This window comes from Pseudoxanthomonas broegbernensis, from assembly GCF_014202435.1.
GTDB lineage: Bacteria > Pseudomonadota > Gammaproteobacteria > Xanthomonadales > Xanthomonadaceae > Pseudoxanthomonas > Pseudoxanthomonas broegbernensis.
In genome coordinates, this window is sequence record NZ_JACHGU010000003.1 from 202,904 (window position 1) to 216,093 (window position 13,190).

At 69.5% G+C, this 13,190-nt stretch carries 13 protein-coding genes and 1 tRNA gene; 3 read left to right on the top strand and 11 right to left on the bottom strand.

The annotated features are described in order from the left end of the window. The 10 genes from HNR76_RS07885 to HNR76_RS07925 all read right to left on the bottom strand — a co-directional run bounded on the left by HNR76_RS07885 (position 1) and on the right by HNR76_RS07925 (position 8,728). Positions 1 to 2,307 (bottom strand): thiamine pyrophosphate-dependent enzyme, encoded by a 2,307-nt coding sequence (locus tag HNR76_RS07885; RefSeq protein WP_162309567.1) that lies wholly within the window; start codon positions 2,305 to 2,307, stop codon positions 1 to 3. Then, positions 2,304 to 2,969 carry a glutathione S-transferase family protein gene (locus HNR76_RS07890; RefSeq protein WP_162309568.1) on the bottom strand — a complete coding sequence of 222 codons (666 nt, stop codon included), beginning with the start codon at positions 2,967 to 2,969 and terminating at the stop codon, positions 2,304 to 2,306. The genes HNR76_RS07885 and HNR76_RS07890 overlap by 4 nt, the downstream gene beginning before the upstream one ends. Next, positions 2,966 to 3,517 carry a GNAT family N-acetyltransferase gene (locus HNR76_RS07895; protein WP_162309569.1) on the bottom strand — a complete coding sequence of 184 codons (552 nt, stop codon included), beginning with the start codon at positions 3,515 to 3,517 and terminating at the stop codon, positions 2,966 to 2,968. Before HNR76_RS07895 ends, HNR76_RS07890 begins: the two co-directional genes overlap by 4 nt. Before the next feature lie 111 nt (positions 3,518 to 3,628). Further along, positions 3,629 to 4,792: an acyl-CoA dehydrogenase family protein gene (locus HNR76_RS07900; RefSeq protein WP_162309570.1), complete on the bottom strand. Its 1,164-nt coding sequence runs from the start codon at positions 4,790 to 4,792 to the stop codon at positions 3,629 to 3,631. Positions 4,793 to 5,068: 276 nt separating this feature from the next. Continuing rightward, on the bottom strand, positions 5,069 to 5,536 hold the full coding sequence (locus tag HNR76_RS07905) for a DUF2269 family protein (protein ID WP_162309571.1): 468 nt from the start codon (positions 5,534 to 5,536) through the stop codon (positions 5,069 to 5,071). Beyond that, on the bottom strand, positions 5,533 to 5,898 hold the full coding sequence (locus tag HNR76_RS07910; protein WP_162309572.1) for a DoxX-like family protein: 366 nt from the start codon (positions 5,896 to 5,898) through the stop codon (positions 5,533 to 5,535). The genes HNR76_RS07905 and HNR76_RS07910 overlap by 4 nt, the downstream gene beginning before the upstream one ends. Continuing rightward, positions 5,895 to 7,052, bottom strand: a complete 1,158-nt coding sequence (locus tag HNR76_RS07915; protein ID WP_162309573.1) for a saccharopine dehydrogenase family protein — start codon at positions 7,050 to 7,052, stop codon at positions 5,895 to 5,897. The genes HNR76_RS07910 and HNR76_RS07915 overlap by 4 nt, the downstream gene beginning before the upstream one ends. Positions 7,053 to 7,159: 107 nt before the next feature. Continuing rightward, complete coding sequence (locus tag HNR76_RS15290) at positions 7,160 to 7,834, bottom strand: tyrosine-type recombinase/integrase (RefSeq protein ID WP_282959738.1); 675 nt, start codon at positions 7,832 to 7,834, stop codon at positions 7,160 to 7,162. Then, the gene (locus HNR76_RS15745; RefSeq protein WP_211373150.1) at positions 7,737 to 8,468 is read right to left on the bottom strand and encodes a tyrosine-type recombinase/integrase; all 732 of its coding nucleotides are present in this window, start codon (positions 8,466 to 8,468) and stop codon (positions 7,737 to 7,739) included. The genes HNR76_RS15290 and HNR76_RS15745 overlap by 98 nt, the downstream gene beginning before the upstream one ends. A gap of 186 nt (positions 8,469 to 8,654) precedes the next feature. After that, positions 8,655 to 8,728: transfer RNA gene (locus tag HNR76_RS07925), tRNA-Cys, on the bottom strand. 506 nt (positions 8,729 to 9,234) lie between these two features. Between HNR76_RS07925 and HNR76_RS07930 the strand changes: the two genes are divergently transcribed. The 3 genes from HNR76_RS07930 (at position 9,235) to HNR76_RS07940 (ending at position 12,903) form a co-directional block, all read left to right on the top strand. Then, positions 9,235 to 9,648: a hypothetical protein gene (locus HNR76_RS07930; protein ID WP_183982186.1), complete on the top strand. Its 414-nt coding sequence runs from the start codon at positions 9,235 to 9,237 to the stop codon at positions 9,646 to 9,648. Between the two features lie 160 nt (positions 9,649 to 9,808). Continuing rightward, positions 9,809 to 11,416: a carboxyl transferase domain-containing protein gene (locus HNR76_RS07935; RefSeq protein WP_162309575.1), complete on the top strand. Its 1,608-nt coding sequence runs from the start codon at positions 9,809 to 9,811 to the stop codon at positions 11,414 to 11,416. 161 nt (positions 11,417 to 11,577) lie between these two features. Then, positions 11,578 to 12,903 carry a family 8 glycosyl hydrolase gene (locus tag HNR76_RS07940; RefSeq protein WP_162309576.1) on the top strand — a complete coding sequence of 442 codons (1,326 nt, stop codon included), beginning with the start codon at positions 11,578 to 11,580 and terminating at the stop codon, positions 12,901 to 12,903. A 16-nt stretch (positions 12,904 to 12,919) separates the two neighbouring features. On the opposite strand, the gene HNR76_RS07945 is transcribed toward HNR76_RS07940, so the two are convergent. Next, positions 12,920 to 13,177 carry a DUF6587 family protein gene (locus tag HNR76_RS07945; protein WP_425501747.1) on the bottom strand — a complete coding sequence of 86 codons (258 nt, stop codon included), beginning with the start codon at positions 13,175 to 13,177 and terminating at the stop codon, positions 12,920 to 12,922. Positions 13,178 to 13,190 lie beyond the last annotated feature (13 nt).

Here is a 13,190-nt window from a genome sequence, read left to right on the forward strand (position 1 = left end):
TCAGCGCTCCAGCTTCGCCGCGGCGGCAACGATGTCGTCCTCACCCGGGATCACCAGGAAAGCGGCGCCGGCCAGCGGCGTGTAGGTGTCGGCACCGACCACCCGGCCGAAGGGCCTGCCGCCGAACCCGCCCTCGATGATCGCGGTTACCACTCCTTCACCCACCCCGGCGCTGCGCCGCCCCTCGTCCACGATCAGGATACGCTTGGCATCACGCGCCTGCTCGACGATGAAGCCATCGTTGAGCGGCACCAGCCAGCGCAGGTCGACCACGCGCACCGTCCAGCCATGCGCGGCCTCGATCCGGCGCGCGGCGCGCAGGCTCATCGGCACGCCGTTGCCGTAGGTGAACACCACCAGGTCGCAGGCCCCGTTTCCCGCCCTGGGCGCGTACACCCTGCCCTCGCCCAGGGTCATGGCCCGGCCCTGCTCCGGATACGGGAACAGCCACTGGCCGTCGCCGGCCTCGTACAGGTCCTTGGCCATGTACAGGGCGATGGGCTCCAGGAACACCGCCACCCGCCCATCCACCTTGGCCAGCGCGGCCAGGGTACGCAGCATGGCCGCCGCGTCGTCCCCGCGCGAGGGACAGCCGACCACCAGCCCCGGGATGTCGCGCAGCGCGGCGATGGAATTGTCGTTGTGGAAATGGCCGCCGAAGCCGCGCTGGTAGCCCAGGCCGGCGATGCGCACCAGCATCGGGTTGCGGTAGCGGCCGTCGCTGAAGAACTGCAGCGAGCACGCCTCGCCGCGGATCTGGTCGCAGGCGTTGTGGAAATAGGCCAGGTACTGGATCTCCGGCAGCGGCAGCAGCCCCATGTTGGCGTAGCCCTGGGCCAGGCCGAGGATCGTGGTCTCGTCCAGCAGGGTGTTGAACACGCGCGCACTCTTGAACGCCTTGTGCAGGCCGCGGGTGACGGTATACACGCCCCCCTTCTGCGCCACGTCCTCGCCGAACAGCAGCGCCTCGGGGTACTTGGCCATCAGCTCGTGCAGGGCGTGGTTGATCTGGATCGCCTGGTGGCGCGGCGCCTGCTTCTCCGGCAGCCGCTCCGCCCCGCCGAACGCGGCCACGCGCGCGGCGTGCGGCGCCGGCCGCATCGCCTCGGCCGCCACCGCCTCCGGCGTGTACGGCGCCAGCGGCGCGATCACCTGCGCCAGCGAGGCCAGCTTCGGCCGGCGGTCGGCCTCCTCGGCCGCGGCCAGGCAGCGCCTGCGCGTGGCTTCGTACAGTTCCAGCAGCTCGCCGGCCGTCATCCACCCCGACTCCAGCGCGATCGCCGCGCTGCGCAGCAGCGGGTCGGTGGCCTCCACCGCGCACAGCTCCTCGATGCTGCGCCACTCGATCTCGAAGTCGGTGCCGGCGTGGCCCATGATCCGGGTGGTGCGCAGGTGCAGGAAGGTCGGCCGCCGGGTGCGCCGACAATGCTCCACCGCCGCCCGCACCTGGGCGTAGCCGGCGGCCAGGTCCAGGCCGTCGGCGTGGAAGTAGTCCAGCCCGGGCATGGTGCCGAAGCGTTGCCCGATCCAGCCCTCGGGCGTCTTCACCGAGATGCCGATGCCGTTGTCTTCGCACACGAACAGCACCGGCGCGGGCAGCTTCTGGTAGGCGGTCCAGGCCGCGGCGTTGAACGCGGCCTGCGCGGTGGCGTGGTTGGCGCTGGCATCGCCGAAGGAGCAGATGGCGATGCTGTCGGCCGGCACCGGCAAAGCGTGGCCGATGCGCCGCGCCTGCTCGATGGCCACCGCCGTGCCCAACGCCTTGGGCAGGTGCGAGGCGATGGTCGAGGTCTGCGGCAGCACCCACAGCGGCTTGCTGCCCCAGACCTTGTGGCGGCCGCCGCTGGCCGGGTCCTGGGCGCTGGCGGCCAGGCTCAGCGCCGCGTCCATCACCGGGTCGCGCGGCGTGCCGTCGGCGTGCGGCAGCTTGCGGAAGCGCTCGGCCATGAAGGCGCCGCTGCGGTAGTGCAGGAACGCCGGATCGGTGTGGCGGGCCAGCCGCGCCACCATCGCGTTGCCCTCGTGGCCGCTGCTGCCGATGGTGTAGAAGACCTTGTCGCGCACCCGCAGCACGCGCGCCATCAGGTCCAGGTGGCGGCTGACCAGTTGCGACTCCAGCAACTCGCCGAAGCCGCGCGCGTCCAGCGCACTGCCCGGCGACACCGGCGCGTCGTCGCGCGGACGCGGCGCGGGCATGCCGCGCCAGGCGCGCACCGCCTCGGTGAAGTTGCGGTCGCAGATCTCGGCGCGGTTGATGCCCCTGCGCCAGGCCGGGATGGCGCCTTGCCCGGTATCCGGACCGCTCATGCGCCCGCGTCCGGGAGCGCGAGCCGCGCGGCCGTCTCGGCGTCGAGCGCCGGCATCGGCACGAAGCCGGGCGTGGCGCGCACCCGCGCCAGCCAGCGCTCCAGGCAGGGATAGGAGGCCAGGTCGAAGCCGCCGTCGGCGGCGCAGTGGGTATAGGCGAACAAGGCGACGTCGGCGATGCCGTAGTCGGGGCCGGTGAACCAGTCCGCCGCGGCCAGGTGCCGCTCCATCGACGCCAGCGCCTGGTGGCCGCGCTCGCGCAGGCGCGGCAGTTCGGCGCGGCGCGGCGAGTCCGGAGGCAGCCAGGCGCGGATGAAGCGGGCCACGGCGAGGTACGGCTCGTGGCTGTATTGCTCGAAGAACATCCAGCTCAGCGCCTGCGCGCGCAGCCAGGGGTCCTCGGGCAGGAAGCGCGGCCCGGAAGCGGTCGCCTGCCCGGCCAGCCAGTACAGGATGGCGTTGGACTCGGTCAGCACCCGGCCGTCGTCCAGCTCCAGCACCGGCACCTTGCCCTGCGGATAGCGGGCGAGGAATTCCGGCGTGCGGGTGGCGCCGGACGGCGCGTCGACCTCGATCCAGCGGTAGTTGGAATCCATCTGCTCCAGCAGCAGGAGCAGCTTGTAGCAGTTGCCCGACTGGGACATGCCGCGGATGGTGATCATCCCCGGTTCTCCTTCTGTGCGGACCATTGCGCGCGCGACTGGCCCCAGATTTCGACCGGCTTGTCGCGGTGCGGTTCCGGCAGGCGCCCCATGCGCAGGAAACCCGAGCCCAGCTTGGCCGCCACGGCCTTGGAATTGGCGTTGTCGGGGGCGATGGTGTGGATCACCTCGTCCCAGCCCAGCGTGGCGAACGCCCAGTCGATGCACGCGGCCGCCGCCTCCGGCGCATAGCCCAGGCCCCAGCGTTCGCGCACGATGCTCCAGCCGACCTCGGTGCCCGGCCAGCCGTCCGGCTGCCACGGGCCGACCCGCCCGACCCATTGGCCGCTGTCCTTCTCGATCACCGAGAACATGGCGAAACCCTGCAGGTGCCAGGCCCCGCGCATGGTCGCCAGGCCGCGCCAGGCCAGCGCGCGCGGCAGTACGCCGCCGATGTGGCGGGTGGCCTCCTCGTCGGCGAGGAACGCCGCCCAGGCCTCGAAGTCGTCCTGCCGCGGCAGCCGCAGCCGCAGGCGCCGGGTTTCAAGCTGCAATCCGGACAGGTCCATCGCTGCCACCTCTTCCCCCCGATCGAGTCGTTGCCGGAGGAGCGCAGCCGCGTCGCCTCCCCCGTCCGCCCCTGTGGACGCCCCTTCAATCATGCGCGCAAGGAGCCCGCGTCAGAACGCGCTGATCCCGGTCAGTTCGCGGCCGATCACCAACTGGTGCACGGTCTCGGTGCCCTCGTAGGTGATCACCGACTCCAGGTTCAGCGCATGGCGGATGGCGCCATGCTCGGTGGTGATGCCGGCGCCGCCGAGCAGGTCGCGGCACTCGCGGGCGATGTCGATGGCCATGCGGCAGTTGTTCCACTTGGCCAGCGATACCTGCTGCGGGCGCATGCTGCCTGCATCCTTGAGCCGGCCCAGTTGCAGCGCCAGCAACTGCGCCAGGGTGATCCGGCGGGCCATGTCGGCCAGCTTGATCTGCGCGCTCTGGGTGGCCGCCAGCGGACGGCCGAACAGGATGCGCTCCTTGCTGTAGCCCAATGCCTCGTCCAGGCAGGCGATGGCCGCGCCGACCGGCCCCCAGGAAATGCCGTAGCGGGCCTGGGTCAGGCAGCCCAGCGGGCCCTTCAGGCCGTGCGCATCCGGCAGGCGGTTGGCCTCGGGCACGCGCACGCTGTCGAAGAACAGCGCCGAGGTCACCGAGGCGCGCAGGCTCATCTTGTGCTTGATCTCCTGGGCGCTGAAGCCGGGCATGCCCTTCTCCAGCACGAAGCCGCGGATGCCCTCGTCGGTCTGCGCCCAGACGATGGCGATGTCGGCCAGGCCGCCGTTGGTGATCCACATCTTGGAGCCGTCGATCACCCAGTCGCCGCCGTCGCGCCTGGCGTGGGTCTTCATGTTGGCCGGGTCCGAGCCACCGTGCGGCTCGGTCAGGCCGAAGCAGCCGATCACCCGGCCGGCGGCCATCTCCGGCAGCCAGCGGCGGCGCTGCTCCTGGCTGCCATAGGCGAAGATCGGGTACATGCACAGCGAGGACTGCACGCTGACGAAGCTGCGCAGGCCGCTGTCGCCGCGTTCGAGTTCCTGGCAGATCAGGCCGTAGCTGACCGCGTTGAGCCCGGCGCAGCCGTATTCCTCGGGCAGCGAGGAGCCGAGCAGGCCCAGCGCGGCGATCTCCGGTACCAGCTCGGCCGGGAAGCGGCCCTGGTCGAAGCAGTCGCCGATGATCGGCAGCACCCGCTCGTCGGTGAAGCGCGCCACGGCCTCCTGGACCGCACGCTCCTCCTCGCTGAGCAGGGAACGCACATCGAACAGGTCGTGGGCAGGCAGGGCCATGGCGGTACGGTTCCGGGCGGGAATGGTTGCGATTGTATCCGTCACCCGACAGGAAATGTCAGCGCGAAGATAACCGCAAGCAACCAGATAGGCTTCATTGCCCGCACCCGCAGCCAGGACTGCCGCCACTCACCATTTCTCCAAAAGCTCGTTGTGCACCTGTGTAGCCTTCCTCCTGATTGGTCGTCATTCGTAAGGAGAACATCTGGCAGGCTTAAGGCCGAAGGAGGTCCTCAATGCGCAACGAGTCTCAGGTCGTGGCGATCCTGAAGGAGGTCACATCGGCTTTGCCACCATGAGGTAGAACACCGCCAGCATCGCGACGAAGGCCGGGTAGCCCAGTGCTTCCCAGCAGCGCGCATAGCGCCAATACCTGGCGGGCAGTTCGCCGGAGCCGGCCCGTGCCGTGGAGGCCATCGCCGCCATGCGCAGTTGCAGCCAGACCACGGGCAGCCACAGCGCGCCGGTAACCACGTAGAGTCCGATGGACAGCGCCAGCCACGGTGTGGTGAGCGGCCAACCTGCCAGGTGCGCCAGGTATAGGCCACTGGCGGGCTGCACCAGGACTGCCGGGGTGGTGAACCACCAGTCGGCGCGGACCACGAGCCGCGACACGACCGCCTGCGCCTCGAGGCTCCCACTGCGGTTGGCGAAGAACATGTAGAACGCGGTACCGAAGCCGGTACCGACCAGGACGACGCTGGACAGGACGTGGATCCACTTCACTACGAAATAGATCGTCATTTTGCTCCTCTGATCAGGATCCATAGTGCCGCGGCAATGGGGACATTCTTCGTCAGCGGCCCTAGCGGATGCAGCCACAGCGAAGGGTCGAGCACGCTGGCCACCATGGTCATCGCCAACATGAGCAGCAACGCGGTCAGATAGACGCGCCGCGACGGCCACACCGCCATCGCGATACCGATCAGGAAGTCGGCGCCTGCACCCAAGACGATCAGGGCCGTGGCGACACGATGGTCGGTGATGCCTGCCCTCGCCAGGAGCTCCATGCTCTGGCCGTTGAGCTCCCACAGGCTGACCACTGCCGTCGCCAGCCACACGAATACCACGCCCATGCGCAGCAGCTTTACGTCTCCGGTGCTCATCGCAAGGCCGCCGTTGCGCTTGCGGAGAGGGCCCGCTGTGAGACTTCAAGGATTTCGTCGACGACGTCGGTCGCCATCCCCCATCTGGCGAACTCGGGTTCGAACTCGTCCAGCGAGAGCAGGCCCGCGGCCGTGAAGGCACCTGTGGCCACGGTCTTGCCGGCGGCAAGCTTTCTCGCCAGCAGGATTGTGGCCATGCAGGGGATTTCGGGGCCATCGTCGTTGTCGGCGGCGATATGCCAGGCGCGCCGTACGGGGCACCCGGCATGGTCGAGCCCTTCGACGTGCACGACCATTCCGCCCAGCGGTGTACCCAGCGTGTCAAACACGCCACTGATGCGGTCCAGTAGCCCGGCTAGGCGCTCCGGCCGCTTCAGCAGGCCCATGCCGCGCAGCGCCGCCAGCACGGCGAAGGCGCACTGCGTTGCGGCAACCTCGAGCGCCGCGCGGAACATCACCCGGTCGCGCACGCCGTATCGCGCCGGGAACAGTTCAAGGTCGGGGATGTCGCACAACGCGCCGATGCGCGGGCGCAAGCGCTTGAACTCAACGCGCTCGGGTGTGGCCCATCCAGGTGATTGCGTCCACTGCCCTCCTCGCCAGACGCAGATCGGCTTGCCGCAGTAGCTCAGCACCGCCGCCAGCGTCGCCTTGCCCCGCGGCGCAGTCTGCGCAGGTGCGATGCAGATATCGATCGCATGCAGGGCCCGCCAACCAGCGGACAGGTGATCGACGACGGCCGAGGACAGCGCTGGCACCGTACTCGCACCGCTGATGGCCACTCTTCCAGCCTGCTGGAATGCGTCCTGCAATGCTGATGGAAAATCGCAAACGAAGCGACGGCCGTCAGCCAGGTCAATGTAATGCGTCCCGGCGCGTGCGGCCGCGCGTGCCACCGCATACGACTGCTCCTGGAACGGGCCGGCCGTGTGAATCACCAGGTCGACGCCCAGTGCAGCCAGGGTTCGGCTGAAGTCGGGAGCATTGCAGTCGATCGGGACGGCGCTGGCCGGCCCGTCCAGGGTGTCTGCGAATCGCTGGGCCCGCCCGGCATTGCGTCCCGCTACGAGCAGGTCGATGTTCGCATCGCCCGCAAGCGCACGACAGATGCGGGCACCGAAATTTCCGTAGCCGCCCAGTACCAGCGTCTTCATCCGTTCCCGGTGCTCCTTGGCCGCAGCGGGCAGTATCGTCGAATAGGCGCGCTTCGCGCATCGCCTCTGATCGATGCGATCAAATCGCGGCCCACGCCGTGCGGTCCCTACACGTTGATGGGTGGCGAATGCATCGACGAGGCGCCTTCGGTGCCCGACCGGACAGCGGCCAAGCCATCGCCTTCCAGGCGAACGGAGGCTTGCCCACTGTTCTCACGCAGATCGTCGAGGCGGTCCGCCCACGCCTGCATCATGTTCCGCCGTTCCTCCAGATACTTGGCCAGGTTGTACGTTCCGCGAGTCTCGTTGGGGTCCTTTTGGGAAAGTTGCCGTTCGATGACGTCCGGGTTCCAACCCAGCTCATTGAGTCGCGTCGATGCCGTATGGCGGAAGCCATGGCCCGTCATCTGCTCCTTGGTGTAGCCAAGACGCCGCAATGCCCCGTTGATCGAGTTTTCCGACATGGGACGATGCCTGTCCCTGATACCGGGGAAGACGAGCTTTCCGCGACCGGTCAAACGATGCAAGTCGCGCAAGATCGCCAATGCCTGCTTCGATAGCGGCACGAAATGCACCGGCGTGTGCGGGTTTTCCTTCGCAGCCCGGCGCAGCTTCCGTCGGACTGCAGGTATCCGCCAAACGCCAGTCTCCAGGTTGACCTCATCCCAGGCGATGCCACGCAGTTCACCCGGCCGGCAGAAGACCAACGGCGCCAGCCGCAACGCACTGAGCACGACCACCGTGCCTTGGTATCCGTCGATCGCGCGCAACAAGGCCCCCACGTCCTCGGGCTCGGTCAGCGCGGCGTAGTGGCGCCCAATAGCCTTGGGAAGGGCGTAGACCAGGGGACCCGCGGGGTCGTACTTGGCCGCTCCGGTCGCAATGGCGTAGGAATATCCGACTGACAACCTGTCGAACGCGGCCTGCGGTGTTGAGGGTGCCTCGTTTGACCAGGCGCTGGAGGACGGCGAGAACCACCGGTGCTTCGATCTCGGCGATCGGCATCGGCCCCAGCCAGGGGAAGATATGGTGTTCAAGCCAACACATGACCTTGTCCAGTTGGTCGGGCATCCATTCCGACTTCATCTTCTCCAGCCACGCCCGGCCGACGGCCTCGAACGTATTGGCTTGCGAGATGTTGCGCGTGAGCCGGTCCGCCTTGCGCTTGAGGGTGGGATCCACGCCGCTGCGCAGGAGGCGACGCTGCTCGTCGCGCAGTTCCCGGGCTTGAGCGAGGCTGGTGCCTGGATAGTCGCTTCCAGCGAGATCATCCGTTCGGACTTGCCGAAGCAATAGCGGAACCGCCAGAAGCTTTTTCCCGGCGGGGGTGACCTCGATACACAGGCCGTCCTGATCGGCGACGCGATAGAGCTTGTCGCGCGGGCGTAGCGCCCTAAGTCCTTTGTCGGTAAGCATTTTTCGACCCCACACGAGTAGAAATCCGCGCGGGAGACGAGTAGAACGCCGTTCTACCCAGAATCTACTCGTGTTCGCCGCGGGCTAGCATGGATTTTGCTGGCACGCCGTGGGACGAAAAAACCCCTTAACTGCTTGTTTCCAAGGGGGTTTCGGGACTAGGTGAGACGACATGGAATCGTCAGATGGAGGCCTGGGTCGGAATTGAACCGGCGTACGCGGATTTGCAGTCCGCTGCATAACCACTCTGCCACCAGGCCGGTGGACGCATGCCGGGAGTGCGCGATGCACGCGTTCATCCGGCAAAAATAAAACCCCGTCGCCGGGGCCTTTCCTCGCTCCCCGTCGATGCCATGCGCCATGGCCGGGGCCTGTGGGCCGGAACGGGGAACGGCCCCGTTGCGGCTCACCGAGACCCACGCTTCCCGCAGGGTGGTGCGAAGTCTCGATCCGTCCGCATTATGGCCCACCGCCGCGCTTTCTGACAACACCCGTTTCGCTGCGCTTTCAATGATTTGCCCCCCGCGGCAGGCGCGGCCACGCCTCGCTGCGGCAACGGCGTGCCAGGAGCGCGGCCCTGCACGAACGCATCGCCGCTCGCACCCGGCTCCAGCCCGCGCGCAAACCGGATGGAGACGGTGCATGCCGCGTTCGGGCGTCCCCAAGCGTCCCCGCGAGCGAATTCACGGCGTGCTGAACCGCCTGCGGACATGCTGGGCGCACGCCACCAAGGCGCCCCTCTTCCGTCACGCTCCGGAGCATCGCCATGAACCGCCTTCCCCTCCTGCTGGCCGCCGCCGTCCTGGTCATGCCGCTCGTCGCCTGCGACCGCCCTGCGCGCCAGCAGGCCCAGGACGAGGCCGCGCGCGCGGCCGACCATGCCGCCGCCGCCGCCGACCGCGCCGCGGCGGCCACCGAAACCGCCGCCGCTTCCGCGGTGGAGGCCGCGCGCGAAGCCGGCGACACCGCCCAGGCACGCGCCCAGGCCGCCGCCGACCAGAGCGAACAGGCGCTGGACCGGGCCGGCGAAGCGACCCGCGATACCGCCGAACGCGCCGCCGCGGCCACCCGCGATGCCGCGGCCCGCGCCGCCGACGCCACCGCCGACGCGGCCGAGAAAACCGCCGAGCGCGCGAGGGAGATGGCGGACAAGGCCGAACGCAACGCCGACACTCCCTGATCCCGCGCGGCCTTCCCGGCGGCGCGTCCAAGCGCGTCCGTCCGTTCCGCCCTGGCCCGCCGACGGCGCACGAAGCGCGCGCGTCGTCGTGCTGCGCCGCCAGAATGCCCCGGCGTGCAACTGCCGTATGCTCTGCCGGCAGATGCACGCCGGGAACCCCATGCCTGCCCTTCGCAGCCAGCTCGACACCCGTTCGCCCGAATTCGCCCGCCACGCCGAGCATCAACGCCGGCTCGCCGACGAGCTTCACCGCCGCCTGCGGCAGGCTTCCCGCGGCGGCGGCGACAAGGCCCGGCAGCGCCATGGCGAACGCGGCAAGCTGCTGGCGCGCGAGCGCATCGACGCCCTGCTCGACCCCGGCTCGCCGTTCCTGGAAATCGCACCGCTGGCGGCCGAGGACATGTACGACGGCGCCGCGCCGGGCGCGGGCATCGTCTGCGGCATCGGCACGGTGTGCGGGCTGGAGGTGGTGGTCGTGGCCAACGACGCCACGGTCAAGGGCGGCACCTACTTCCCGATGACGGTGAAGAAGCACCTGCGCGCGCAGGAGATCGCGCGCGAGAACCGGCTGCCCTGCATCTACCTGGTCGACTCCGGCGGTGCCTTCCTGCCGCTGCAGGACGAGGTGTTCCCCGACAAGGAGCACTTCGGCCGCATCTTCTACAACCAGGCGCGGCTGAGCGCGGAGAACATCCCGCAGGTCGCGGTGGTGATGGGCAGTTGCACCGCCGGCGGTGCCTATGTACCGGCGATGTGCGACGAAAGCGTGATCGTGCGCGGCCAGGGAACGATCTTCCTCGGCGGCCCGCCGCTGGTGAAGGCGGCCACCGGCGAGGTGGTCGACGCCGAGGCGCTGGGCGGGGCCGACGTGCATACCGCCGTGTCCGGCGTGGCCGACCACTACGCCGAGGACGACGCGCACGCGCTGCGGATCGCGCGCGGCATCGTCGGCCACTTCAACCGCAGGAAGACCATCGCGCTGGCCACGCGCGAACCGCGCGAACCGCTGTACCCGGCGCAGGAACTGTACGGCATCGTCCCGGCCGACACCCGGCGCCCGTTCGACGTGCGCGAGGTGATCGCGCGGCTGGTGGACGGCAGCCAGCTCGACGAGTTCAAGGCGCGCTACGGCAAGACCCTGGTCGCCGGCTTCGCCCACCTGCACGGCTATCCGGTGGGCATCGTGGCCAACAACGGCATCCTGTTCTCCGAGAGCGCGCTCAAGGGCGCGCACTTCATCGAGCTGTGCAACCAGCGCGGCATCCCGCTGGTGTTCCTGCAGAACATCACCGGCTTCATGGTCGGCCGCAAGTACGAGAACGCGGGCATCGCCAAGGACGGAGCCAAGATGGTCACCGCGGTGGCGTGCTCGTCGGTACCCAAGTTCACCGTGGTCATCGGCGGCAGCTTCGGCGCCGGCAACTACGCCATGTGCGGCCGCGCCTACGGCGCCCGCTTCCTGTGGATGTGGCCCAACGCGCGGATCAGCGTGATGGGCGGCGAGCAGGCCGCCAGCGTGCTGGCCACGGTGCGCCGCGATGCCATCGAGGCCGGTGGCGGCAACTGGAGCGTGGAAGAGGAAGAGGCGTTCAAGGCGCCGGTGCGCGAACAGTACGAGCACCAGGGCAGCCCCTGGTACGCCACCGCGCGCCTTTGGGACGACGGCATCATCGACCCGGTCGATACCCGCCGCGTACTGGCCCTGGCGCTGTCGGCCTCGCTCAACGCGCCGGTCGAGCCGGCCAAGTTCGGCGTGTTCCGGATGTAGGACGGCCGGGCCGGGGAACCCGGCCTCGCCGCTCGCCTGGCGCTCGTCCGCCTCCTGGACGGAGCCCGCGCCGCATGCGTGCATGCCGTCCGATGGCTTGCGGCGCCGGATGTTACCGCTATCTGCTATGGTCCCGGCGAATCGAAAAACCGGACCTGCCGATGCCCTCGCCCGCCCTGCGCTTCTGCGCCGCCCTGCTCTTCGTGCTGGCCCTGCCGGCCTGCGCCCGCGGCGCCGATGCCCCGCTCGACGCCGCCGCGGGCGCCGCGCCCGCCACGGAGGCGGCCGGTGCGGTCGCCACCGGGCGCTATCCGGACCTGTTCACCGAAACCGGCTACGACAGCGATGCGGTCCAGGCCAAGGTCCAGGCCGCGTTCACGCAGTTGTTCCACGGCGATCCGCGCGAGCAGGCCGTCTACTACGAGACCGGCCGCAACGCACGCGGCCCGCTGGCCTACATCCACGACGTCAACAGCGGCGACGTGCGCTCGGAGGGCATGTCCTACGGGATGATGATCGCCGTGCAACTGGACCGGAAGCACGAGTTCGACGCGATCTGGAACTGGGCCACGACCCACATGTACCAGGACGACCCGGCGCACCCGGCGTACGGCTACTTCGCCTGGTCGGTCTCCACCGACGGCGTGCCCAACGACGAGATGCCCGCCCCGGACGGCGAGGAATACTTCATCACCGCGCTGTACTTCGCCTCGGCGCGCTGGGGCGAGGGCGAGGGCATCCACGCCTACCGCGCCCAGGCCGACCGGCTGCTGGCCGACATCCTGCACCGCGGCCAGATCAGCGGCGCAACCGTGACCAACCCCAAGGCCACGGCCACCAACCTGTTCGACCGGCAGGCAAAGATGGTCCGCTTCACCCCGGACCTGCCCAACGCCCGGCACACCGACGCCTCCTACCACCTGCCGGCGTTCTACGAGGTCTGGGCGCGGGTCGGGCCGCAGGCCGACCGTGCGTTCTGGCACGAGGCCGCGCAGGTCAGCCGCGACTACTTCGCCAAGGCCGCGCACCCGCGCACCGCGCTGACGCCCGACTACGGCAACTTCGACGGCACGCCCTGGGCAGCCCCGTGGCGTCCGGAGGCGGTGGATTTCCGCTACGACGCCTGGCGCACGGCGATGAACTGGTCGATGGACTGGTCCTGGTGGCGCGCCGACCCGCGCCAGGTGGAGCTGAGCAACCGCCTGCAGGCGTTCTTCCGCTCCCAGGGCATGGACCGCTACCAGAGCCTGTACACCCTGAAGGGCAAGCCGCTGGGCGGCGGCCAGACCACCGGCCTGGTGGCCATGAACGCGGTGTCCTCGCTGGCCGCCGACGACCCGCGCCGGCTGGAGTTCGTGCGCGCGCTGTGGGAGCGGCCGGTGCCGGAAGGACACCACCGCTACTACGACGGCATGCTCTACCTGATGGCCCTGCTCCATTGCAGCGGCCAGTACCGGGCGTGGATTCCGGAGCCGCAGGCCCCCTGACCGCGGCCGGGCGGCGCTAGCGCTTCGGCTCCGGCCCGCAGCCGTCGCACCCCCCGCAGGCGGAGGCGCCCGGGCCCGTGCCGGCCGGCGCGATGCGCCGCGCCAGCGCGCGCATCCAGGCCGGCCGGCCCTCGCGCACCAGCGGCGCGGCCAGCGCGATCCGTCCCCGTCGCAGGGGGCCTGGGAGCTGCTTCTTGGCGAAGATCCACAGCGCCAGCACCACCACCGCGCCGACCAGCGCGTATTGCAGCGGCAACGGCAGGTCCAGGTTCATCCGCGCATCTCCG